The 23,372-nt window shown below is 56.0% G+C and carries 20 protein-coding genes and 2 tRNA genes; 7 read left to right on the top strand and 15 right to left on the bottom strand.

Annotated elements, in window-relative coordinates; genetic code table 11:
- Nucleotides 1-4 precede the first annotated feature (4 nt).
- Nucleotides 5-421, top strand: coding sequence for a curli production assembly/transport protein CsgF (csgF, locus tag WFN61_RS03385; RefSeq protein ID WP_042392660.1), 417 nt, complete (start codon nt 5-7; stop codon nt 419-421).
- 33 nt (nt 422-454) lie between these two features.
- Nucleotides 455-1,288 (top strand): curli production assembly/transport protein CsgG, encoded by an 834-nt coding sequence (gene csgG, locus WFN61_RS03380; protein WP_337037656.1) that lies wholly within the window; start codon nt 455-457, stop codon nt 1,286-1,288.
- 30 nt (nt 1,289-1,318) lie between these two features.
- Here csgG and WFN61_RS03375 read toward each other — a convergent pair whose 3' ends face one another.
- The 4 genes from WFN61_RS03375 to ghrA form a co-directional block, all read right to left on the bottom strand.
- Nucleotides 1,319-1,810: a DUF1097 domain-containing protein gene (locus WFN61_RS03375; RefSeq protein ID WP_337037653.1), complete on the bottom strand. Its 492-nt coding sequence runs from the start codon at nt 1,808-1,810 to the stop codon at nt 1,319-1,321.
- 101 nt (nt 1,811-1,911) lie between these two features.
- Entirely contained in the window at nt 1,912-2,466 is a 555-nt protein-coding gene (locus tag WFN61_RS03370) for a TorD/DmsD family molecular chaperone (RefSeq protein WP_312273835.1), read from the bottom strand.
- A 20-nt stretch (nt 2,467-2,486) separates the two neighbouring features.
- Nucleotides 2,487-3,224: a phosphatase gene (locus tag WFN61_RS03365; protein WP_337037650.1), complete on the bottom strand. Its 738-nt coding sequence runs from the start codon at nt 3,222-3,224 to the stop codon at nt 2,487-2,489.
- Nucleotides 3,225-3,293: 69 nt separating this feature from the next.
- On the bottom strand, nt 3,294-4,232 hold the full coding sequence (ghrA, locus tag WFN61_RS03360; RefSeq protein ID WP_337037647.1) for a glyoxylate/hydroxypyruvate reductase GhrA: 939 nt from the start codon (nt 4,230-4,232) through the stop codon (nt 3,294-3,296).
- 242 nt (nt 4,233-4,474) lie between these two features.
- On the opposite strand from ghrA, the gene WFN61_RS03355 reads away from it, so the two are divergent.
- Both WFN61_RS03355 and WFN61_RS03350 read left to right on the top strand, forming a co-directional pair.
- Nucleotides 4,475-4,562: transfer RNA gene (locus WFN61_RS03355), tRNA-Ser, on the top strand.
- 447 nt (nt 4,563-5,009) lie between these two features.
- A tRNA-Ser gene (locus tag WFN61_RS03350) sits at nt 5,010-5,097 on the top strand.
- 54 nt (nt 5,098-5,151) lie between these two features.
- Here WFN61_RS03350 and WFN61_RS03345 read toward each other — a convergent pair.
- Nucleotides 5,152-5,895: an SDR family oxidoreductase gene (locus WFN61_RS03345; RefSeq protein ID WP_257757182.1), complete on the bottom strand. Its 744-nt coding sequence runs from the start codon at nt 5,893-5,895 to the stop codon at nt 5,152-5,154.
- Nucleotides 5,896-5,991: 96 nt separating this feature from the next.
- On the opposite strand from WFN61_RS03345, the gene WFN61_RS03340 reads away from it, so the two are divergent.
- Nucleotides 5,992-6,933, top strand: coding sequence for an AraC family transcriptional regulator (locus tag WFN61_RS03340; RefSeq protein WP_337037644.1), 942 nt, complete (start codon nt 5,992-5,994; stop codon nt 6,931-6,933).
- A 68-nt stretch (nt 6,934-7,001) separates the two neighbouring features.
- Here the strand turns inward: WFN61_RS03340 and phoH are convergent, their stop codons facing one another.
- The 6 genes from phoH to putP all read right to left on the bottom strand — a co-directional run bounded on the left by phoH (nt 7,002) and on the right by putP (nt 13,327).
- A complete protein-coding gene (phoH, locus tag WFN61_RS03335; RefSeq protein ID WP_186370501.1) occupies nt 7,002-7,790 on the bottom strand; it encodes a phosphate starvation-inducible protein PhoH in 789 nt (262 codons plus the stop codon).
- Between the two features lie 23 nt (nt 7,791-7,813).
- A complete protein-coding gene (locus WFN61_RS03330) occupies nt 7,814-8,068 on the bottom strand; it encodes a hypothetical protein (RefSeq protein ID WP_186370502.1) in 255 nt (84 codons plus the stop codon).
- 223 nt (nt 8,069-8,291) lie between these two features.
- Nucleotides 8,292-9,575 carry an iron uptake transporter deferrochelatase/peroxidase subunit gene (gene efeB / locus WFN61_RS03325; RefSeq protein ID WP_312235142.1) on the bottom strand — a complete coding sequence of 428 codons (1,284 nt, stop codon included), beginning with the start codon at nt 9,573-9,575 and terminating at the stop codon, nt 8,292-8,294.
- A 2-nt stretch (nt 9,576-9,577) separates the two neighbouring features.
- A complete protein-coding gene (gene efeO, locus WFN61_RS03320; protein WP_337037640.1) occupies nt 9,578-10,705 on the bottom strand; it encodes an iron uptake system protein EfeO in 1,128 nt (375 codons plus the stop codon).
- A 53-nt stretch (nt 10,706-10,758) separates the two neighbouring features.
- The gene (gene efeU, locus WFN61_RS03315) at nt 10,759-11,592 is read right to left on the bottom strand and encodes an iron uptake transporter permease EfeU (protein ID WP_222890109.1); all 834 of its coding nucleotides are present in this window, start codon (nt 11,590-11,592) and stop codon (nt 10,759-10,761) included.
- A 229-nt stretch (nt 11,593-11,821) separates the two neighbouring features.
- A complete protein-coding gene (putP, locus tag WFN61_RS03310) occupies nt 11,822-13,327 on the bottom strand; it encodes a sodium/proline symporter PutP (RefSeq protein WP_144812677.1) in 1,506 nt (501 codons plus the stop codon).
- Nucleotides 13,328-13,746: 419 nt separating this feature from the next.
- On the opposite strand from putP, the gene putA reads away from it, so the two are divergent.
- Together putA and WFN61_RS03300 are read left to right on the top strand one after the other, a co-directional pair.
- Nucleotides 13,747-17,709, top strand: coding sequence for a trifunctional transcriptional regulator/proline dehydrogenase/L-glutamate gamma-semialdehyde dehydrogenase (gene putA / locus WFN61_RS03305; RefSeq protein ID WP_337037636.1), 3,963 nt, complete (start codon nt 13,747-13,749; stop codon nt 17,707-17,709).
- 99 nt (nt 17,710-17,808) lie between these two features.
- Complete coding sequence (locus WFN61_RS03300; RefSeq protein WP_312273385.1) at nt 17,809-18,204, top strand: lysozyme inhibitor LprI family protein; 396 nt, start codon at nt 17,809-17,811, stop codon at nt 18,202-18,204.
- A gap of 10 nt (nt 18,205-18,214) precedes the next feature.
- Here the strand turns inward: WFN61_RS03300 and WFN61_RS03295 are convergent, their stop codons facing one another.
- From WFN61_RS03295 to potE, 4 genes are all read right to left on the bottom strand, one after another.
- The gene (locus WFN61_RS03295; protein ID WP_337037632.1) at nt 18,215-19,132 is read right to left on the bottom strand and encodes a DMT family transporter; all 918 of its coding nucleotides are present in this window, start codon (nt 19,130-19,132) and stop codon (nt 18,215-18,217) included.
- Between the two features lie 166 nt (nt 19,133-19,298).
- Nucleotides 19,299-19,490 carry a general stress protein gene (locus WFN61_RS03290; protein WP_144812689.1) on the bottom strand — a complete coding sequence of 64 codons (192 nt, stop codon included), beginning with the start codon at nt 19,488-19,490 and terminating at the stop codon, nt 19,299-19,301.
- Between the two features lie 321 nt (nt 19,491-19,811).
- The gene (gene cadA / locus WFN61_RS03285) at nt 19,812-21,953 is read right to left on the bottom strand and encodes a lysine decarboxylase (RefSeq protein ID WP_144812692.1); all 2,142 of its coding nucleotides are present in this window, start codon (nt 21,951-21,953) and stop codon (nt 19,812-19,814) included.
- 10 nt (nt 21,954-21,963) lie between these two features.
- Complete coding sequence (potE, locus tag WFN61_RS03280; protein WP_257757175.1) at nt 21,964-23,283, bottom strand: putrescine-ornithine antiporter; 1,320 nt, start codon at nt 23,281-23,283, stop codon at nt 21,964-21,966.
- Between the last annotated feature and the right edge of the window lie 89 nt (nt 23,284-23,372).

Raw genomic sequence — 23,372 nt, 5'->3', positions numbered from 1 at the left:
TCACATGCGTATCGCCTGTGCCGTAGTCACGCTTTTGCTTGTGTCACCGTCACTATTTGCTGCAAATATGACATTTCAGTTTCGTAACCCTAATTTTGGGGGCAACCCCAATAACGGCGCTTTTTTATTAAATAGCGCCCAGGCACAAAACTCCTATAAAGATCCGGACTATGGATCTAATTATGGAATAGAGACACCGTCGGCGTTGGATAACTTTACCCAGGCAATCCAATCACAGGTGCTGGGAGGACTACTGACCAATATCAATACTGGCAAACCGGGAAGAATGATCACCAGTGATTTTATTGTTGATATCGCTAATAACGACGGGCAGCTTCAGCTCAACGTCACAGATCGAAAAACCGGAAAAACATCCACTATAGAGGTGTCGGGTTTACAAAATGGTTCAACCGACTTTTAAAGCACAGCTATCGTTTCTACAGGAATAATAATTATGCAGCGCTTACTCACCATACTGGCTGTCTGTTTACTCAGCGGATGCTTAACGGCTCCACCGAAAGAAGCAGCGAAACCAACATTAATGCCTCGGGCTCAGAGTTATCAAGATTTAACCCATCTACCGATGCCAACCGGTAAGATATTTGTCTCTGTTTATAATATTCAGGATGAAACCGGACAGTTTAAAGCCTATCCGGCGAGTAACTTCTCTACCGCCGTCCCGCAGAGCGCCACGTCTATGCTGGTCACGGCGCTGAAGGATTCGCGCTGGTTTATCCCGCTTGAGCGTCAGGGGCTGCAGAACCTGCTTAACGAGCGGAAGATCATCCGTGCTGCACAGGAGAACGGTACGGTGGCGGTCAATAACCGTTTCCCGCTCCAGTCTCTGACTGCGGCTAACGTGATGGTCGAAGGCTCGATTATCGGCTATGAGAGTAACGTGAAGTCCGGCGGCGTGGGCGCGCGTTACTTTGGCATCGGGGCCGACACCCAGTACCAGCTTGACCAGGTCGCCGTTAACCTGCGCGTGGTCAACGTGAGTACCGGGGAGATCCTGTCGTCGGTCAACACCAGCAAGACGATCCTCTCTTATGAGGTACAGGCCGGGGTGTTCCGCTTCATTGACTACCAGCGTCTGTTGGAAGGTGAAGTCGGCTTTACCGCGAACGAACCCGTTATGCTGTGTTTGATGTCTGCGATTGAAACTGGGGTCATCTACCTGATCAACGATGGCATCGATCGTGGGCTGTGGGATCTGCAAAACAAGGCGGAGAACGAAGATCCGGTTCTGGTGAAATACCGCCATATGGCGACACCGCCAGAGTCATAATCGCTCCTCAGCACTATCCAGCGTGGCGGATCACTCCGCCGCGCTTTTTTTTGCGCTGGGATTTGCCACTCTGTCGCGCCAGGCAGCCAGCCACAGACCGCTATTTTTCATGGCATAGCCAAACAGTAGCCCAACGGCCAGCGAGGGAACCACCGTTCGCCAGTCGCCCTGGGCGGCAAAGGTGGCACAGGCACCGATAAAGGTGCCGGGAACAAAGGAGAGCAGCAGATTTTTCGCCTGAATGCACATCAGGAAGGCCACGATACCAGTAAGCATATAGCTGACAATGCTCAGATGTGGGCTTAACGCACTGCCGTAAATAATTACCTGCGCCCAGGCGACGCCGCTCATTACGGTAAAAGCGGCGATCAACAGGCCTTTTACCCCACCCTGTGGACAGGCGAAATAGGCTGTACAGCCAAGGAAGCCGGCCCAGCTCAGCAGGCCCAGCGAGACGGCAACCCAGCCCCAGAGGCCGGAGAGAATGCCCGTCGTTAATGCAATTGAGAAGAGTATGTTCATGGCGCGCATCTTAGCAGAAGCGCGCCATTGAAATGAGATCTCCCGCACGTTATTTGCAAGCGGTCGACACAAGTTACATTTTTATTGTGATATGCATCACATCACTCGGCGGACTCTTCCTCAAGCTCATCCCACATGGCGGCGATGGCATCGCGGGTAAGCCCTGCCATGGTGCGCCAAAACGGCGTTACCGCATGGGCTTCAACTTTGCCAAGGAAGGTGCCACACCACGGCAGCAGGTAGTCGGCAAACAGGGCCTCCAGAGCCTCACTCTCATCCTCGGCGGCATTATCTTCCAGCCAGGAGGCGGCCAGCAGCAGCGTACCAAAGTGATCGGCTGGCGCATCGGTCAGCGGCATGCCCCGGGCGGTTAAAAAGGCCCGCACCTCTGCCTCGTTTGCACCCTCCTGCCACGCGCTGCGATACGGCGCGACGCTGCATGCCTCGCCGACAAACAGGGCCTGGTAGTCCGTCACTAAGGCCGGATCGTCAACGCTTTTTTGCAGGCGGGCAAGCAGCTCATCCTGCTCCAGCGGCCAGTTTGCCGCCAGCTTACCGTCACGGATCAACGCAAAGAGTGGGACTAAAACCGGATCCTCTGGCTGGCGGTAGTAGAGTGAGCCAAGCACGCGGCAGAGGATTGAAAACTCGTTCATTATAGGTTCCGTGATAAAAATTAAAGTTCAGCAAACTCATCGATCGGCGGCATCCCACGCGATTCAAGGAAGTTTAACAGGCGGCGCGGCGAGACGTTAAGGATCCGATCTTCCGGAAAATCAACATCATCCAGCACCTTGCGACACTCGGTAAAATCACCCAGCGAAAAGGCGGTGTGCGAATCGGATCCCAGCGCCACCCAGCCTCCCGCATCACGCACGGCTGCGGCAATGGCGCGACAGTTCGCCTCGCTGCCCTTCCGCGAGTGAAGGAAAGAGGAGTTGTTGATCTCCAGGGCGACATTATACTTCGCTGCGGCAGCGGCAATCGCCGGAATATCAACAGGGTACTTTGGGTTGCCCGGATGACTGATAATATGCACGTTACCACTGGCCATCGTAGCGATCATCGCCTCGGTGTGGGTTGCCCGATCCTGTGGCGTGAATACCGGCTCATGAAACCCGGCAATGATCAGATCCAGCGCGGGAAGCATAGGGCCAGTGCAGTCAATCTCACCGGCGATATTTTTGATGTTGGCCTCGATACCGCGCAGGATACCTACCCCATCCACCAGCCGCGGCCAGATACGCATATTCACAAAGTGCCAGTAGTGCGGAGCATCTGCCATATCGGGGCCGTGATCGGTGATAGCAAAAAGCTTAAGACCTTTGCTTTTGGCTATCGCAATATAGTCGTGGAGGGTGCTGTAGGCGTGGGTGCTGGCGACGGTGTGCATGTGCAGGTCAACGGGGTACATGACGCTCTCCTCTGTTAATGACGCTCAAGGATAACAGGAATTATTATCCTTTTTAATGAAAACCCGGCGCTAGTAGCCGCGGGTCCGGTCAACCTGGCCGGTTACCGGCTCGCCCTGTTCCAGCCGGGTAATCGTACAGGCAATATACTCGATCGCTTCATTGGGACGCGTGACCGCAGCGATGTGCGGGGTCATTGCCACGCGGGGATGCGCCCACAGCGGGCTGCTGGCCGGGAGCGGCTCTTGACTGAAGACGTCCAGCATGACCCCTTTCAGCTTGCCGCTCTCCAGTGCCTGGAGGAGATCGTCTTCCACCACGTGCACGCCGCGCGCCAGATTGAGCAGATAAGCGTTATCGGCCAGCTGGTTCAGCAGCGATACGTTAATGATGCCTCGGGTCTCTGAGGTATTAGGCAGGAGGTTAATCAAGACGCGGGTTCCTTGCAGGAAATCGCTCAGCTCGTTTTCGCCGGCAAAGCTTTTGACGCCAGGCCAGGATTTACGGCTACGGCTCCAGCAGCGCAGCGGAAAGCCCCATGATTGAAGGCTTTCGGCCACCTGCGCTCCCAGCACGCCCGCGCCAAGAATGCCGATGGTAAAATCTTCGCGCTGATACTCATCCAGCGCCTGCCAGCGGGCCTGCTGCTTCTGGGCTTGATAATCATCAAAGCGGCGGAACCAGTGCAGAACCTGGCTCACGGCATACTCCTGCATCTGCAATGCCATGCCGGTATCTTCGAGGCGAAACAGCGGAATGCTTTCAGGGAGCATGTCCGGGTGAGCGTTAAGCTGGCTCAGAATAGAGTCAACGCCTGCGCCGAGGGCAAACACGGCTTTCAGGCTACGGCCCTGAAGCATTTCAACTGGCGGATGCCAGACCAGGGCATAGTCTGCGGGTTCATTATCGCCCGGCTTCCACTCACGGACTCGGGCATGGGGAAGTGTCTGAGCGAGTTTATCCAGCCAAAATTGCGTATCGAAAGACGGGTGATAGAAGATGATATCCATACTGACTCCAGATGCATTCATGCGATGGTTTAGTTAAAGCGTTATCTATTGATGAGGATAACAAATTTGTTCCAGGGACAGGGATAAAGGTGGCTGATGATAAAAAAAACAGTTCCTGGATATTTAGAAAGCACGTTGCTTGAAGTTTGTCTAAACGCGCTAAATTATTGAAAAAGAGGATTGACGGTAGAGCCGGATTTCCCTACATTAGCGCCGTCCCAGCGATGCTGGGAAGACAATATGGTGAGGTGTCCGAGTGGCTGAAGGAGCACGCCTGGAAAGTGTGTATACGGCAACGTATCGGGGGTTCGAATCCCCCCCTCACCGCCATATTTGAAGAGAAGCTCGCATGCAAATGCGGGCTTTTTTTTCGCATGTAGCACCCAGCGGGGGGGATGAGAACCTCCGACTGGGGTTCGACAACGGGCAGTTGCCCGTTGGACAGACCGGAAGCGCAGCGAGCGGGCTGCCCTTTAGGGCGAGCGAAGCGAGTCAATCCCCCCCTCACCGCCATATTTGAAGAGAAGCTCGCATGCAAATGCGGGCTTTTTTTTTCGCATGTTGTACTCCAGCGGCGCCGAGCCCTTCTCCACTCCTGATACCCCTGATCCCTCGGTGGCGCTTCGCTTACCGGGGCTACGGTTTGTGCCTGTCTCTTGCATTTGCTCACGGCTTAACCGAACGCACGTTAAAGCAGAAATTAAGCTTGACCGTTTTAGCACAACTCCCTATAGTAGCGCCCCGTTGCCCCCGAGAGGAAGGCAGCAAAAACAATACGGTGAGGTGTCCGAGTGGCTGAAGGAGCACGCCTGGAAAGTGTGTATACGGCAACGTATCGAGGGTTCGAACCCCTCTCTCACCGCCACATTTAGAGAAGAGCTCGCATGCAAATGCGAGCTTTTTTTTCGCCTGTCACTTTTCAATGTGTACTTGCCATGTACAGCGCATCCTCTCCTGCTGGCAAACGCATCGGTGCACTGGGATCGTTTGCAACTTGCCAGACCGCTTTTGCCACATCGATAGGCCAGGTTACCCTCGCGCTAGCATCCCGCATGTTATTAAAGATTTGCTGGCTTAGCTCTGCATAATCCGCAGGAATGTTCCCCATGATACGTTGAGCATTTTCGCCAAAACGGGTCTCTGGTGCACGTCCCGGCAGGATGAGGCCCACGCGGATATTAAACGGCTTTAGCTCAAGAGCCAGCGATTCAGTAAACGCATTCACTGCCGCCTTGCTGGCGGTATAAGCTGCGAGTAGCGGAAGCGGTTTTAGGGTAACAGCAGAGGTGATATTAACGATCAACCCTGAACGCCGCTGTCTGAATTGTGGAAGTACGGCCTGGGTCATCGCGATAGTTCCAAGCGTATTTGTTTCAAACACCTCTCTCAACGCCTGCGGGGAAACACCCTCAAGCGCGTTTAACATTCCGACGCCTGCATTGTTTACCAGAACATCTATATCGCCAGCGTCTTCAATGGCATGCTCAATACTTTGCTGCTGGGTAACATCAAGACTTAAGAGCCGTAAACGATCGCTTTTAGGCAAGAGATCGCGCTGAGGGGTGCGCATTGTCGCAATCACATTCCAGTCGTGCTCAAGAAAATAACGTGCCGTCTCCAGACCAAAACCAGATGAACAGCCGGTGATCATAATCGTTTTCATGTTAACTCCGTTGTTGTTTACCTGTATAAACAATACCCCTGAATGGCTGGACGATATATAATCAAAAATCCGCCATTCTTTAGCAGGAGTCCGGAAATGAGCGATCCGCTCGCAGAAGTTATTGCCATGCTAAAGCTCAGATCGGTTTTGACAAAAACGGTGACGGGCGCAGGCCGTTGGCGAGTCAGTCGTTCAGACGAGGGGCTGTCATTCTATTGCGCAGTGCTGGAAGGTTCATGCCGCCTTGAGATTGAAAAGCACGAGCCGCTGACGCTTCACGCCGGTGATTTTATTTTGCTACCTGCGGCTTACCATTTTGCCCTCACCAGCCTTACTCCCCCTGCGGCACAAACCATTAACACCCCACCGATAGAGGTGGCAGACAGACACTTCAGGGTTGGCGATCCGCTCGCAGCACCTGAAATGCTGGCGCTGGTAGGCCACTGCGTATCTGATTCTTCCGATTCAGGCTTGTTGGTTTCGCTTCTGCCAGAGTTTGTTTGCGTGCGTGATGAAAAACGCCTGGCGCAGTTGATGGGGTTGCTGAAAGATGAAACGCAGGCGCAGCGTGCAGGGAAAGCGTTCATTTTGGCGCGGGTAACTGAATTGCTTTTTATTGAAGCTATTCGGTCTGGTAATGCTCTTATCACGCCCGGGCTGATACGCGGCCTGGAAGATCCCCGTATCGCTCAAGCTATTCGGCTGATACATCAGGATCCAGCCAGGCGGTGGACAGTCAAAGCGCTGGCCAACGGCTGCGCATTATCGCGATCGACGCTGTTTGAACGATTTACAGAAATGATTGGCATAACGCCGATGAGTTACCTTCTCGCCTGGCGAATGGCCCTGGCCAAACAGATGCTTTGCCATACCGGTATCACTATCGCAGCGGTAGCAGAGCGCATTGGCTATGGATCTGCCAGTGCATTCAGCGTGGCGTTTACCCGGTATGTAGGTACCTCACCGGGAAAATATGCGCAACATTTTGCAGCCAGGCCTGGTGATAACGATGCGAAGCCCGAGAATTATTACCGCTAAGTAACGCCCTAAAAAACAAAGCCCGGTCACCCGGGCTTTGCAATCATATTCATAATCACGCTATTTCATCAGTAGTACGCCTGCAGCGTTCGCTGGCAGAGGGCCGAGCGCACGCAGTCATCTTTGGTAAAGCGGACAACGCCAATCATCTCATCTTCTTCAAAACGTGCCAGCGCATCGCTCAGGCCGGACTGAACGCCCGACGGCAAATCGCACTGGGTGATATCACCGTTAACAATCACGGTCACGTTCTCCCCGAGGCGTGTCAAAAACATCTTCATTTGCGCAGCGGTCACGTTCTGAGCCTCGTCAAGGATCACGACCGCATTTTCAAATGTACGTCCGCGCATATAGGCGAACGGCGCGATTTCTACCTTACCAATCTCTGGCCGCAGGCAGTATTGCATAAAGGACGCTCCCAGGCGTTTGACCAGCACGTCATAGACGGGCCGGAAGTAAGGAGCGAACTTCTCCGAGATATCTCCGGGTAAGAAGCCAAGATCTTCATCGGCTTGCAGGACCGGACGAGTGACGATAATTCTGTCCACATCCTTGTGGATCAGGGCTTCCGCCGCTTTCGCTGCGCTGATCCAAGTTTTACCGCATCCTGCTTCACCTGTAGCAAAAATGAGCTGTTTACGCTCAATTGCATCGAGGTAGTGCGCCTGAGCTTCATTCCGCGCGGCAATTGGCGAGTTATCACGGCTGTCCCGCGCCATGCCAATTGATTCAACGCCACTCATCTGCACAAGCGAGGTGACCGACTCTTCTTCACGCTGTTTATGGCTGCGCGAATCTCGTCTCAGCACACGTTTAGCTTCACGACGAGCTTTGATCACTGCTTTCTGTCTTCCCATGGATAGCACCTTGAGTTGTAGGTTTACATCACACGCGCCGCTGCCGGCACGATTATGCGCACGAACGTCTGAGGTTTGGCTTCCTTGTAAGCCATGACTTGCTGATGAAAAGACGCGGCAAACCCACCCACTGTGTCATTTGCCACGTCGGTAAATTCAAGTTTTCTGATGAGGAAAGAGGAGATTTTGGCGGTGAGACGATCGCTGTCGGTGGCGTGTTGCCCGTACCGAGCCTGACGGTTTGAATTGAGTGTTTGGCCTGAGCCGGATGCTACCATTCGCGATCTCCATAGTGAATCGTTCACTGCCGGGAACTACCGCTGTTGATATAAGTAAAACAAAAATTTTCATAAAAGCAACATTATATTTACCTAAATATAACGTGCCAGCGCGCTCATACCGAGCCAGTTTCTGACATTAATATTACAAATATATAACAGGATCGCGTTCATAGAAAAAAATGATGGTTCTCCCCTGCCCCGCAGGACAGAGGAGAGCGGGCTAGGCCTCAAGCAGCGACTGAGCCAGATAGTGCGGCGTATCCTTGACGCCCGGCAGCGCAAAGAAGTAACCCCCGCCGATCGGCTTGATGTACTCCTCCAGCGCTTCGCCGTTGAGCCGCTTCTGCACCGTCAGGAACCCCTTCTCCAGATCGTGCTGGAAGCAGACAAACAGCAGGCCCATATCCAGCTGGCCGGAGTTGGTCACCCCCAACGAGTAGCTGTAGCCGCGACGCATCATCAGATTCACCTCGGTTTCTGGCGTACGCGGGTTGGCAAGACGTATATGGCTGTCGAGAGCAATGACCTCACCCTCTGGATCGCGACTATAGTCCGGCACGTCATGCTCATGTTTCATGCCCAGCGGTGCCCCGCTATGCTTGTCCCGGCCAAAGATAGTCTGCTGCTCCTTGAGCGGCGTGCGGTCCCAAAACTCAACGTGGAACTGGATGATGCGTACCGCCTGATAGCTGCCGCCCACCGTCCAGGCCGGTTCCTGCTGGTCGGGCGTGACCCAGACCACGCTCTGCATCAGCTTACTGTTTCCACTGTCCGGGTTGCCGGTGCCGTCTTTAAAGCCCAGCAGGTTGATCGGCGTCTCTTTGCCTTTACTACGCGCCGCGTGATCGGAGATAAACCCTTCCCGCTTCCAGCGGATGCTAAGCAGATCCGGCGTGTACTTAATGATATCGCGCAGGGCGTGGATCACCGTATCCCCGGTGTTAGCGCAGATCTGCAAGAGCAGATCGCCATGGCACAGGGCAGCGTCCAGGGAGTCGTTGGGGAAGCGCGTCATCTTCTCCAGTTTGGCAGGACGCTGCGGGCCCAGGCCAAAACGCTCATCAAATAGCGATGCCCCTACCGAGACGGTGATGGTCAGGTTATCTGGCGCAATAAAGCCGCCAAGAATACCGGAGTCCATTGGCGGTAGACGTGGGTTCGGCGTTTGTGGCGCGGGACCGCCGGTAGTTAAAAACGCAATCCGCTGGGTCAGGAGACGAAACAGCCGCTCCAGTTCAGATTTGTCGCTGGCCAGCACGTCAAACGCCACCAGCATCATTGAGGCCTGCTGCGGTGTCAGGATCCCTGCCTGATGCTCGCCATAGAACGGCTGGGTCTCCATCCGCGCATCCGGCGACAGGGTGCCCGGCGCGCTTGTCGGTTTGGCCGCGTGGGCAACCGGACAGCCGCCCGCCAGCGCCAGCGCGCCACCTAGCGCGCCCATACTTTTTAGTAAACGACGGCGTGAAGGCTCGCTCACGCCGTCTACATCATGCTCTGTCATGCTTAATCCAGTCCGAGTACGCCGCGCAGCTGGGCCAGATCTTCCGCCAGGGTGGTGATCGGTCCTTTCAGCGCCGTGCGATCGGCGTCGGTCAGTTTGTCATAGGTTTCGAAGCCATCTTTGGTGCGATATTTCGCGAGAATGGTATCGACCTTCTTAAAGTTGGCGTCTACCTTCGCCAGCAGATCGGCGTTGCCTTTCTGCAGCTGCGGACGCAGTAGATCGACAATTTTCTGTGCGCCGTCGACGTTCGCCTGGAAGTCCCACAGATCGGTGTGGCTGTAGCGATCCTCTTCACCGCTAATTTTACTGGCCGCAACCTCTTCAATCAGCCCTGCCGCACCACCCACCACTTTTGACGGCGGGAAGGCCAGCTCGCTGATGCGTTTTTGCAGCTCCAGCACGTCGCTGTTGAGCTGCTCCGCATACTGCTCCATGCCTTTAGTGGAATTATCACCAAACAGCGCTTTTTCGAGGCGGTGGAAACCGGTGAATTTCGGATCGGCGGCTTTTTGCTCGTAGTCATCTTCACGGGCATCAATGCTGCCGTCGAGGTCAGAAAAGAGCTCGGCGATAGGCTCAATACGCTCGTAGTGCTGACGCGTCGGGGCATAGAGCGCTTTCGCTTTCTCGATATCGCCCGCCTTCACCGCATCGGTAAAGGCTTTGGTCTTCGCCACCAGCCCCGTCATCTCCTGGGTCACGTAAGCTTTATACGCGGTAATAGCTCCGCCCAGGCTCAGCAGTGCGTCACCTTTAGCCGCATCCGCCGTAGAGGCACCTTTGACGATCAGTTTGCCCTTTGGATTGGTCAACAGGCCGCAGGTCATCTCATATTCACCCGGCTGGAGAGTAGCGGTCAGCTTCTGGCTAAAGCCCGGCGCGATGTTCTCCCGCTCCTCAACTACCATGACGCCCTTCAGGATCTCCCACTCCAGCGCTTTCTGGCTGTGGTTGAGGATAATGAACTGTGTCTTGCCCGCGTTGACCGTGAGGTTCATCGGTTCACACTGTTTATCCGTTACCGTAACCTTCACCTGAGGAACATCCGCCGCCTGGGCGTTAAACGCGCAGGCGAGCAGCGCGGCAATACCAACCTGTAAAGCACTACGACGAAAATGCGTTGCCATGACCTTTCCCTTTAAAAGTATGTTGTAACTATTATTGTCACGCTGAGTAAACATCAGGAAGCCCCGGGCGACATCTGCGCCCCTGGGCGCGGCGGCAGCATAAACAGCACCAGCGCCGGAATAAGATAGGCAAACCAGACCACCACCTCACTGACGCTGGGGGCTTCCTGGTAGCCAAAAATACCCTCCAGCAACGTGCCAAACAGCGTATGGGTGCTCAGGGTGTTGCTGAGATCGAAGGCCACCTGTTGGAAATGGTTCCACAGGCCCGCCTCGTGGAAGGCGCGGATCGCCCCCGCGGCCAGCCCGGCGGCCACCAGCAGGATAAACAGGCTGGTCCATTTGAAAAACGCGGCCATGTTAAGGCGAATACCGCCCCAGTAGATAAGGAAGCCGATGACCACCGCCGTCGCCAGCCCGGTGAGGGCCCCCACAGGAGGCCAGATACCCACATCCTGCTGAAACGCCGCCAGCAGGAAGAAGACCGACTCCAGCCCTTCCCGCGCCACAGCAAAGAAGACCATCATAATCAGTGCCCAGCCGTGATGATTGCCCTGCTTCAGGGCGTTATCAACGGCCTGCTCAAGCTGCACCTTGACGTTGCGCGACACTTTGCGCATCCAGAAAACCATCCATGTCAGGATCACCACGGCGATGACCGCGACGATGCCCTCAAACAGCTCCTGCTCTTTCTGAGGAAACTCGCCGGTGGTTTCATTGATGATGATACCGAGCGCGAGGCAGAGCGCGGCGGCGAGAAAAACGCCGATCCACATCACACCTATCCAGCGGCCGCGTTGGGTACGCTTGAGGTAGCTGGCGATGAGGCTAACGATCAGCGCCGCTTCGAGTCCTTCGCGTAACATAATGAGAAATGGCACAAACATGCGGTAAACCTTTGAATGTTAATCAGCGTCAAATGATGCAAAGAAAAGTAAATTTCAATGATAGTGATTATCATTACGGCAGCAAGAAACACAAGTAATTTCTGCGCGGAAGTTTCTCAGAATGTTACGCAGAACAGGCCGCGTACTGGACGGTGAACCAAAGGTTGGAAAATTGTAAATAAGAAGTGAGAAAACGCACCGGAAAGCGGCTCCGGTGCGTGTATAACGGTTAGTTTGCTACGCGTGGTTCCGGCTTGGTGTGGTAGTGCGCATCCGCCTCGGCAAAGCGCGCCTGCATGCTTGCGGACGGCGCTTTGTCCAGCAGGCTGAAGAGCACAATACCGATGCTGCCGAAGATAAAGCCCGGAATGATCTCATACAGGCCCAGCAGCTCAAAGTGCTTCCAGACGATAACGGTTACCGCCCCGATGATCATCCCCGCCAGCGCACCGTTACGGGTCATGCGCGACCACAGCACCGAGAAGAGCACCACCGGACCAAAGGCGGCACCAAAACCAGCCCAGGCATAGCTCACCAGACCCAGCACGCGGTTTTCCGGGTTAGCCGCCAGGGCAATAGCCACCAGCGCGACCACCAGCACCATGACACGTCCGACCCACACCAGCTCCGTCTGGCTTGCGTGTTTACGCAGAAACGCCTTGTAGAGATCTTCAGTGATGGCGCTGGAGCAGACCAGCAGCTGGCAGCTCAGGGTCGACATCACCGCTGCCAAAATAGCAGAGAGCAGCACACCGGCAACCCATGGGTTAAACAGCACCTGCGCCAGTTCGATGAACACGCGCTCGGCGTTCTGGTTTACCGCCCCAGCCTGCCCTGGGTTGTTGCTGTAGTAAGCGATACCAAAGAAGCCTACGGCGACCGCACCGGCCAGGCAGAGGATCATCCAGGTCATGCTGATCCGGCGAGCGTGAACGATGGTGTGGTGGGAGTCCGCCGCCATAAAGCGCGCCAGAATATGCGGCTGGCCAAAGTAGCCCAGGCCCCAGCCCAGCAGCGAGACGATAGCCACGAAGTTCAGCCCTTTGAGCATGTCGACGTTTTCAATGCTCTTCTGCTTAATGACCATCAGCGACTCATCGAAGCCGCCCACGGAGACCATCACCATGACCGGAGTGAGGATCAGGGCGAAGATCATCAGGCTGGCCTGCACGGTGTCGGTCCAGCTTACGGCCAGGAAGCCGCCCACGAAGGTATAGATGATGGTTGCTGCCGCACCGGCCCACAGCGCCGTTTCGTAGCTCATGCCAAAGGTGCTTTCAAACAGACGCGCCCCTGCCACGATGCCAGAGGCACAGTAGATGGTGAAGAAGAGCAGAATAACCAGCGCAGAGATGATGCGCAGCACGCGGCTACGATCTTCAAAGCGGCCGGTGAAGTAGTCCGGCAGCGTCAGGGCATTGTTGTTCACCTCGGTGTGCACGCGCAGGCGGCCCGCCACCAGCTTCCAGTTGATCCATGCCCCCAGCGTCAGGCCAATAGCGATCCAGCTTTCAGAGATACCAGAGATAAAAATTGCCCCAGGCAGGCCCATCAGCAGCCAGCCGCTCATATCGGACGCGCCCGCAGAGAGGGCAGTTACCATCGGCCCCAGGCTGCGCCCGCCGAGAATATAGTCGTCAAAGTTTTTTGTCGATCGCCAGGCGACAAAGCCAATCAAAATCATGCCAAAGATGTAAATAAGAAACGTCACCAGCATCGGTGTGCTCATTGCCATTCAAAAGTCTCCAGATCTCTTCGTCAGCAAACGTCATATCTGCTGCGCTGACCTTTTCCGGAACGGGGAAAAAGTCTCGTTGTTGTGTTGGGCGACCGTATCCTGCCGGAAGCGATTTCTAACCACAATCGATTTAACATGGCATTCACATGAATTACATCCCCGTTACGATACCATTTTCTAATAGGTTGCACTCGCTCACGCTTTGCAAGGTAACACCGTGCAAAAGTGTTAAGCACCGCATGGTTCCTGGCTTTTCAGCATGCTAGCGCTGATTCTGAGAGCAGGATCTCTTTTAACAATCCATTCATTTTTCAGCTTGCTGGCCGCGTCACAATTAACATGGTTGCACAAAGTTGCAACATGGTAGATATTCCTCGCTAACGAGTTGAGTAACGATAATATTGAGGAGTAGATGCATGGGTAGCACCACGATGGGGGTTAAGCTTGATGATGCCACGCGTGAACGTATTAAGCAGGCCGCGACGCAGATCGATCGCACGCCGCACTGGCTGATTAAGCAGGCCATCTTTAACTATCTTGAGCGCGTTGAGAGCGGTGACGCGCTGCCGGAGCTACCGGGCCAGACCAACGGTACAGAGAGCGAGCACGCCGAGGCCAGCGTACCGAAAGACGAGCCGCATCAGCCCTTCCTGGAATTTGCCGAGCAGATCCTGCCTCAGTCAGTGAGCCGCGCGGCCATCACCGCCGCCTGGCGTCGTGCGGAAACCGACGCCGTCCCGATGCTGCTGGAGCAGGCGCGCCTGCCAGAGCCGGTGGGCGAGCGGGCGCAAAAGCTGGCCTACCGCCTGGCGGAAAAGCTGCGTAACCAGAAAACCGCCACCGGCCGTGCAGGGATGGTGCAGAGCCTGCTTCAGGAGTTCTCCCTCTCCTCCCAGGAGGGTGTCGCCCTGATGTGTCTGGCCGAAGCGCTGCTGCGTATTCCGGACAAGGCCACCCGTGACGCGTTGATCCGTGACAAAATCAGCAATGGCAACTGGCAGTCGCACATCGGACGCAGCCCCTCGCTGTTTGTTAACGCCGCGACCTGGGGCCTGCTGTTTACCGGCCGCCTGGTGTCTACCCATAATGAAGCCAGCCTCTCGCGCTCGCTGAACCGTATCATCGGCAAGAGCGGCGAGCCGCTGATCCGTAAAGGCGTCGACATGGCGATGCGCCTGATGGGCGAACAGTTTGTTACCGGTGAAACCATTGCCGAAGCGCTGGCGAACGCGCGCAAGCTGGAGGAGAAAGGGTTCCGCTACTCTTACGATATGCTGGGCGAGGCGGCGCTGACCGCTACGGATGCACAGGCCTATATGGTCTCCTATCAGCAGGCGATCCACGCCATTGGTAAAGCCTCCAACGGCCGCGGCATCTATGAGGGTCCGGGGATCTCCATCAAGCTGTCGGCGCTGCATCCGCGCTACAGTCGGGCGCAGTATGACCGGGTGATGAGCGAGCTCTATCCGCGCCTGAAGTCCTTAACCCTGCTGGCGCGCCAGTACGATATCGGGATCAACATCGACGCCGAAGAGGCGGACCGGCTGGAGATCTCTCTCGATCTGCTGGAAAAACTCTGCTTCGATCCGGATCTGGCGGGTTGGAACGGCATCGGCTTCGTGATCCAGGCCTATATGAAGCGCTGCCCGTTTGTCATTGACTACCTGACCGATCTCGCCTCCCGCAGCCGTCGCCGCCTGATGATCCGTCTGGTGAAAGGTGCCTACTGGGACAGCGAAATCAAACGCGCCCAGGTTGAGGGGCTTGAGGGCTACCCGGTCTATACCCGCAAGGTCTATACCGACGTCTCCTATATCGCCTGTGCGAAAAAGCTGCTCAGCGTACCGAATCTGATCTACCCGCAGTTTGCGACCCACAACGCCCACACCCTGGCCGCCATCTACCAGCTTGCCGGGGAGAACTACTATCCGGGCCAGTATGAGTTCCAGTGCCTGCACGGCATGGGCGAACCGCTCTATGAGCAGGTGGTGGGCAATATTGCCGACGGCAAGCTGAACCGCCCCTGCCGTATCTACGCTCCGGTCGGCACCCATGAGACGCTGCTGGCCTACCTGGTCCGCCGCCTGTTGGAGAACGGCGCGAATACCTCCTTTGTTAACCGCATCGCCGACACCACCCTGCCTCTTGACGAGCTGGTGGCCGATCCGGTGAGCGCCGTTGAAAAGCTGGCGGCCCAGGAGGGTCAGATTGGCCTGCCGCATCCGAAGATCCCTCTGCCGGTGGATCTCTATGGCGACGGTCGGGTGAATGCCGCCGGGCTGGATCTGGCGAACGAGCACCGTCTGGCGTCGCTCTCCTCTGCCCTACTCAACAGCGCGCTGCACACCTGGCAGGCCGGGCCGCTGCTGGAGCAACCGGTTGAGGACGGCGAGAGGGTTGCCGTGATCAACCCAGCCGAGCCGAAAGATATTGTCGGCTACGCACGGGAAGCGACCTCTGCGGAGGTGGAGCAGGCGCTGGAGAGCGCGGTAAATACCGGACCTATCTGGTTTGCCACCCCGCCCCAGGAGCGCGCCGCTATCCTGGAACGTGCTGCCATGCTGATGGAGGATCAGACCCAGCAGCTGATCGGCATCCTGGTGCGCGAGGCGGGTAAAACCTTCAGCAACGCCATTGCCGAGGTACGCGAAGCCGTTGATTTCCTGCGCTACTACGCGGGCCAGGTGCGGGACGATTTCGACAATGAGACCCATCGCCCGCTGGGCCCGGTGGTCTGTATCAGCCCGTGGAACTTCCCGCTGGCTATCTTTACCGGACAGGTTGCAGCAGCCCTGGCGGCGGGTAACAGCGTGCTGGCGAAGCCGGCGGAGCAAACGCCGCTGATTGCTGCCCAGAGCGTAGCCCTGCTGCGGGAAGCGGGCGTTCCTGCTGGCGTGGTTCAGCTTCTGCCAGGCCGGGGCGAAACCGTTGGCGCGCAGCTGACCGCCGACAACCGCGTGCGCGGCGTGATGTTTACCGGCTCGACCGAGGTCGCGACCCTGCTACAGCGCAGCATTGCTCCGCGCCTCGACGCACAGGGTCGTCCCACCCCGCTGATCGCCGAAACCGGCGGTATGAATGCCATGATCGTTGACTCCTCGGCGCTGACCGAGCAGGTCGTGGTCGATGTGATGGCCTCAGCGTTTGATAGCGCGGGCCAGCGCTGCTCGGCCCTGCGTCTGCTCTGCCTGCAGGAGGATATTGCTGACCACACGCTGAAAATGCTGCGTGGTGCGATGGCAGAGAGCCGAATGGGCAACCCTGGCCGTCTGTCGACGGATATCGGTCCGGTGATCGACGCCGAGGCAAAAAATGCTATCGAACGCCATATCCAGGCGATGCGGGCCAAAGGCCGTCCGGTGTTCCAGGCGGTGCGCGAAAACAGCGAGGATGCGAAAGAGTGGCAGACCGGCACCTTCGTTGCGCCAACCCTGATCGAGCTGGACAGCATTGACGAGCTGAAAAAAGAGGTCTTCGGTCCGGTGCTGCACGTGGTGCGCTTCAGCCGCAGCCAGCTGGATGAGACGATCCGCCAGATCAACGCCTCCGGCTACGGTCTGACCCTCGGGGTGCATACCCGTATCGACGAAACCATTGCTCAGGTTACCGGCAACGCCTACGTGGGTAACCTCTACGTCAACCGCAACATGGTGGGCGCGGTAGTGGGTGTCCAGCCGTTTGGCGGAGAGGGGCTCTCGGGCACCGGGCCTAAAGCGGGCGGGCCGCTCTATCTCTACCGCCTGCTGGCAAGCCGACCGCAAAATGCGCTGGGTGTGACCCTGGCACGCCATGACGCGGTGCGCCCAGTTGATGCCCGACTGCGCAGCGTGCTGGCTCAGCCGCTGGAGGCGTTAAGCGCCTGGGCTACCAGCCGTCCTGAACTGGTTGAACTCTGCCAGCAGTTTGGCGAGCAGGCGCAGAGCGGTACCCAGCGCCTGCTGCCTGGCCCTACCGGTGAGCGCAACACCTGGACGCTGCTGCCGCGTGATAGCGTGCTCTGCATGGCGGATAACGAGCAGGATGCGCTGGTACAGCTGGCTGCGGTGCTGGCGGTGGGCAGCAAGGTGCTGTGGCCGGAGGATGGACTGCATCGCGATCTGGCGAAGCAGCTGCCGCCTGCGGTGGCAGCGCGCATCGCCTTCGCCAAGCCAGATGCGCTGCTGGCTCAGGCGTTTGACGCGGTGATCTACCACGGTGATTCCGACCAGCTGCGGGCAATCTGCGAGCAGGTTGCCGCCCGCGACGGCGCGATTATCTCGGTGCAGGGCTTTGCGCGGGGCGAAACGGCGATCGTGCTGGAGCGTCTCTACCTGGAGCGCTCCCTGAGCGTCAATACCGCCGCTGCCGGAGGCAACGCCAGCCTGATGACAATCGGGTAATAGTGTAATATTCCCCGGTGGCGCTACGCTTACCGGGGATACAGTGTAACCGTGGGCCGGATAAGCACAGCGTATCCGGCTTTTTCATTTGGAGGCAAAATGAAACCTTTATTTATTGCAGGCGTGGCTTTGCTGTTAAGCACCGGCGCGCTGGCGGACGAGTGTGACAATGCCAGCACCCAGTCCGATCTAAACAGCTGTACCGCGCAGCAGTATCAGGCAGCGGATAAAAAGCTCAATGAGACGTATCAGGCCGCCCTGCAGCGGGCCGCCGCCCCCCAGCGCGAGCTGTTGAAGAAGGCACAGCAGACGTGGATTAGCGTGCGCGACGCCGACTGCGCGCTGATCGCTTCGGGTACCGAAGGGGGAAGCGTGCAGCCAATGGTCCATAACCAGTGCCTGCATGATAAAACCGCCGAGCGCGAAGCCTTTTTGGCCTCGCTGATGCAGTGCGAAGAGGGCGATCTCAGCTGCCCGCTGCCGCCTGCGAACTGACCGCATCACGCTACTCTTCGTTTAACGACGCCGTCGCCGACGGCGCTTTTTTTCTGCTGAGCTTAAGCTCGCTCACCAGCACCCCAAGCACGATTAGCGCCCCACCGAACAGCGCCAGCAGCGGCAGACGTTCCCCTGCCAGACGTCCAAAAATACCTGCCCACACCGGTTCGCCGGTATAGATCACCGTTGCCCGGGTTGGGGATACGCTGCGCTGGGCCCAGTTCATAGTGACCTGAATAATCGCGCTGAAGATACCCAGCCCGGCGGCCACCAGCAGCAGCGCAGGAGAGAACGACGGCACGGACTCGCCCGCCGGACCTGTGGCGGCAAAGGCTACCACCGAGGCGGTAGCTAGCTGAATGACGGTCACCCGCCGGATATCCACCTTGCCCGCCCAGGCGCTGATGAGAATAATTTCAGCGGCAATGGCGACCGCGCTGACCAGGGTGATCCACTCCCCCTCCCCCATCGCCAGCATGTTACCCTCCGGCCCCGCCAGCAAGACCAGCCCGCCAAAGGCCAGGGTAATGCCCACGCAGGACATCAGGCCCGGCAGCCTGCCGAGGCAAAGCCACTGCAACAGCGGCACCAGTGGCACATACATTGCCGTAATAAAAGCGGACTTGCTGCTGGAGATGGTTTGCAGTCCCCAGGTTTGCAGGCCATAGCCGAAGGCGATAGAGACACCGATGGCCACCCCGGCCTTAATCTCAAGCCAGGTTATGCCGCGCAGCACCTTAAGGGAGAGCAGCGCAACCGCAATAGCCGCCGTGGCAAAGCGCAGGCCGACAAAAAAGAGCGGACCGCTCAAGGTCACGGCGTACTGAACGGCCAAAAACGTGCCGCCCCAGAACATCGTGATGAGGATCAGGAGTGCCTCTTGCGGCTTAACAGAGAATTTATAGCGAGAGAAAAACGGGGTCATTTTACCACCAGCCCAGGACGAAGCCCTGTAGTGTGCGATGGTAGAGGAGTCAGTTCAACGATTTGGCAGAAAAAAGGCATAAAAAAACCGCCGGGCGAACCCGACGGCGGGACAAACGTAAGAGGTCATACTATTAACTTATCTTACGCTGCGATGGTACTGGCATCTAGCGGTTATTGCCGCCGCCTTGGCCGCCACCACCATGGCTACTTTTGCCCCCTTTTTTGCCAGCTTCGGATGCGCGCTCAGGGTCGTTTTTGAAGTTACCCCCGCTGTGCTGGCCACCTTTACGACCTGCTTCTGATGCTTTTTCACGATCTTCTGCGAAGTTACCAGAACCACCACGATGTTCTGCCATTTCTGACCTCCAGAATCAATACATTAGACATCATACTGCATTCAGTAAAAGACAATTCTTTCACCTGACGGCGTATAAAAAGTAGATATTTCGTCGCCGCGTAGAAATAAGCCTAGTGCAAACGGCATCGACGGCCAGCAGACAGTAATATTCTGCAACAGGATATCAGGCAAAAGTAGGGTTTCTGCGGCTTTCAATTCATAAGCCTTTCTTATATCTTGCGAAATGAAGCTGACCAAAAATGTGTCAATTTGCTACAGCCTGTTAGCTCGCTGGCATCGGCGGGCTCTGCGCCCGCCGCTCATTACTCAAGCTCAAGGATTAGTGATTATTTTTCAACACTTTAATCGTGTATCTGCCGTCTGCCTTGCGATACGCGCCGTGAATATCAGTCTCAAAACCAGGATAGTGTGAGCCGATCTCGCATAGCATCTGAATAAACTCCAGCACCGGACGGTTATCTTCCGTTAGCATCTCACCTGGCATAACCAGCGGTACCCCCGGCGGATAGGGCAGGATCATATTGGCATTGACGCGACCAATCATCTCATCGATGTAGACCTCCTCAATGTCACCGTTTATCTCTTTCTGCCACGCGGCCCACGGGTTCATCACCATTTTTGGTAAGGTCTCAAAGGCGCGATACATCAGCTCAGGCAGGTTATGCTTACTGATCACCTCGTGCATACCCTGGGCCAGCTCCTGAATACGCATCTCCTTATAGAATTCAGGATCAAGGGCATAGAGCGCAGGCATCATCTCTTTAATACGCTTGTTACTGTCGTACTCGCGCTTGAAGTCTGTCAGGGCACGCAGCAGGCTCAACGCCTTGGTTTCATCAATCCCGATGCTGAACAGGAATAGCAGATTGTAGGGGCCGGTCTTCTCAACAACGATGCCATGATAGTCGAGGTATTTCGAGACGATCCATGCTGGAATACCGCGCTCCGTCATTTCGCCCTGCTTATTCATCCCCGGCGTTAACAGCGTCACCTTCACCGGATCCAGATGCATATGGTCGTCATCGATATTCCTGAAGCCGTGCCAGGTCTCCTCCCCTTTCAGCGGCCAGCACTCGGTGGTGCTGATATCCTCAGGCTGCCAGACATCAAAGAACCAACCGTCGCTCTCGGCGCTAAGCTTTTTGATCTCCTGACGGAAGGAGATAGCGCGATCGATAGCGTCCTGCACCAGCCGTTTACCCGCGCTCCCCTCCATCATCGCCGCCGCGGTCTCAATGGAGGCGACGATACCGTAGTGAGGCGACGTGGAGGTGTGCATCATAAAGGATTCGTTAAACGTCTCCTCGTTAAAGTCGCCCTTAATATGGATCATGGACGCCTGGGAAAATGCCGCCAGCAGCTTATGGGTCGACTGCGTTTCATAGATCACCTTACCCTCTGTGCGCTCGCCGCTCATGCCGCACAGCCCTTTGTAGATAGGGTTGAAATTGGTATAGGGCACCCAGGCAGAATCAAAGTGGATCGAGTTCACCTCCAGGTTTTGCTTGATATAGTCGGTGTCATACAGCAGGCCGTCGTAGGTAGAGTTGGTGATCACCGCGTGCACCGGCCAGCTCGCTCCCGGCGTAGCGTTAACCTTCTGCTGGATCGCCCTGTGTGAAAACTCGCTCTGCGGAATGCCCCCTAAAATGCCGAAGGCGTTACGGGTAGGCCGCAGGTAGATCGGCGTGACGTCGCTCATCATCAGCAGATGCGTCAGGGATTTATGGCAGTTACGATCGATCAGCACCGTGCTTTTCACCGGCGCAGCGTACATGCCGACAATTTTATTGGCCGTAGAGGTGCCGTTGGTCACCATATAGCTACGTTCGGCGTTGAAGGTACGGGCGATATACTCCTCTGCTTCCTTGTGAGGACCAGAGTGATCCAGCAGCGAGCCTAGCTCCGTCACCGATACCGAGATGTCCGACTTCATGGTGTTGGCACCAAAGAAGTCGTAAAACAGGCTACCCACCGGGCTCTTCTGAAACGCGGTTCCCGACATATGGCCGGGCGTACAGAAGGTATATTTCCCAGCGTTCACATAGTTAAAAAGTGCCTTCGTCAGCGGCGGCAGAATTTTGTCGTAATAAGCTTCCGTTACCTGCTGGATTTTATTGGCAATATCGCAGGCAACGTCGAGGGCGTACTCAAAGAAGTGAATATTAGCTTCTAAGTCACGCAGCGTCAGATCGAGCGCGCTGTTCTTATTGGCAAACATATAGATCGGGAGCCGATCGTTAAGCGCGCCGATCTGCTGGGTCAGACTGAGATTATAGCTATCCCAATCAATCACCACGCCACAGATTTTGGCGTTATTGTTAATGAGCCCCAGCAGATCGTCAGTATTCTCGGGATAGAGAATACGGAAATCCATGGCACTTAAGCGCTGGCCCAGCTCCTGCAGTGCGGTCTCTTTAAAAATAACGCCAGGGTGATTCATTATTGCTATGGTCTTCATCTTAATATCCTTATTTATTTATCAGTGTGTGTTTGTCTTGCTTATCAATAAAAATTCCCCAGAACGACCAGCCCGCAAAGGTGGTAAGTGCGCCGAGCATCATCGCCTCTTCGCCAGATGCGTAGAGGGCATAGAAGCTGTAGACAGTGCCAATCACGGCGGTACAGGTATTGATGCGGAACTGGGACTTGGTGACCCCGGCCAGGCGCTGCATGGGAATAAGCGCTGCCATTGAGAGCACATAGGGGATGAGGTTGGTTATAACGGCCAGATTAACCAAACTGTTAAACTGTTTATTCAGGGATGGGCTAATGGTCATTAGCGCCAGCAGGGTCTGGATAATGCCGAGAACGATCATGCCAACCACGGGTGCGTCGGCTTTCGTGACGCGGGAGAAAATCCGCGGGAAATAGCCGATATCCGCCGATGATTTAAAAACGCGGCCCACGGTAAACTGCCACCCCAACAGGGAACCAATACAGGCCAGGGTCATCAGCAACATCACGACTTTACCCACGAAGGGGGTAAACATGCTGGCGTAAGCGAGGCCAAAAGGCGCTGTGGAGTTCAGCAGGTCGGCATTAGGCACAATGCCGGAGATAACATTAGTCGACAGGATATAAACGACGGCACAGGCCAGGGTTCCGCCGAACACGGCAATAGGGACATTCTTTTGCGGGTTCTCAACCGCGTCCATGTTGGCGCAGGCTGACTCCAGACCGAGAAATGCCCACAGCGTCATGGAAATAGAGGTAGAGACCGCAGAGAAGAAGCTGCTGTGGTTAGGGTTCCAGGCGCTGATATAGAGCGAGGGCTTGAACCAGAACCAGCCAAAAATGCTCAGGCCGACTACCGGGATAATCACGCCCCAGACGGTCACGGAGCCAATACGCCCGGTGATTTTTGCCCCGCCAAAGTTACAGATGGTGGTCACCCATATCACGCCGATGGTCGCCACGCACGCGCCCACCGGCGAGAGGACGACGCCGAGAAGATCGCTGCCGTAACCCACTGCGGAAATAGCGATGGCAATATTGGCAATTAACAGGCTAATAGCATAGGTATAGTTGGAAATAAAGTTTCCTGACTTACCAAATGCATATTCTGCGTAGCCCCCCATGCCGCCGCTCTTTTGACTAAACAGGCCACACTTAGAGAAAGCGAAGGCCAGCGCCAGCGAGCCTAATGCCGTGACCAACCATGACAGAATAGATATTGTCCCGACCTCGGCTAATTTCGTCGGCAGCATAATAATCCCTGAGCCCATCATATTAACCGCAGTTAATACGGTGAGCTGGAGTACACCCATTTTATTTCCAGGCTGACTCATAACACCCTCTTACAGATATAAAAATAGATTGCCAGTAATGGTTAATTACTGTCCTGTTGATAAAGCGTCTGTTCTATTACGCGGAATAG

Source organism: Pseudescherichia sp. AS216, assembly GCF_037152055.1.
Lineage (GTDB): Bacteria > Pseudomonadota > Gammaproteobacteria > Enterobacterales > Enterobacteriaceae > Pseudescherichia.
The sequence above is the reverse complement of the archived record's forward strand: the minus strand, read 5'-3'. Positions and strand labels throughout refer to the sequence as shown.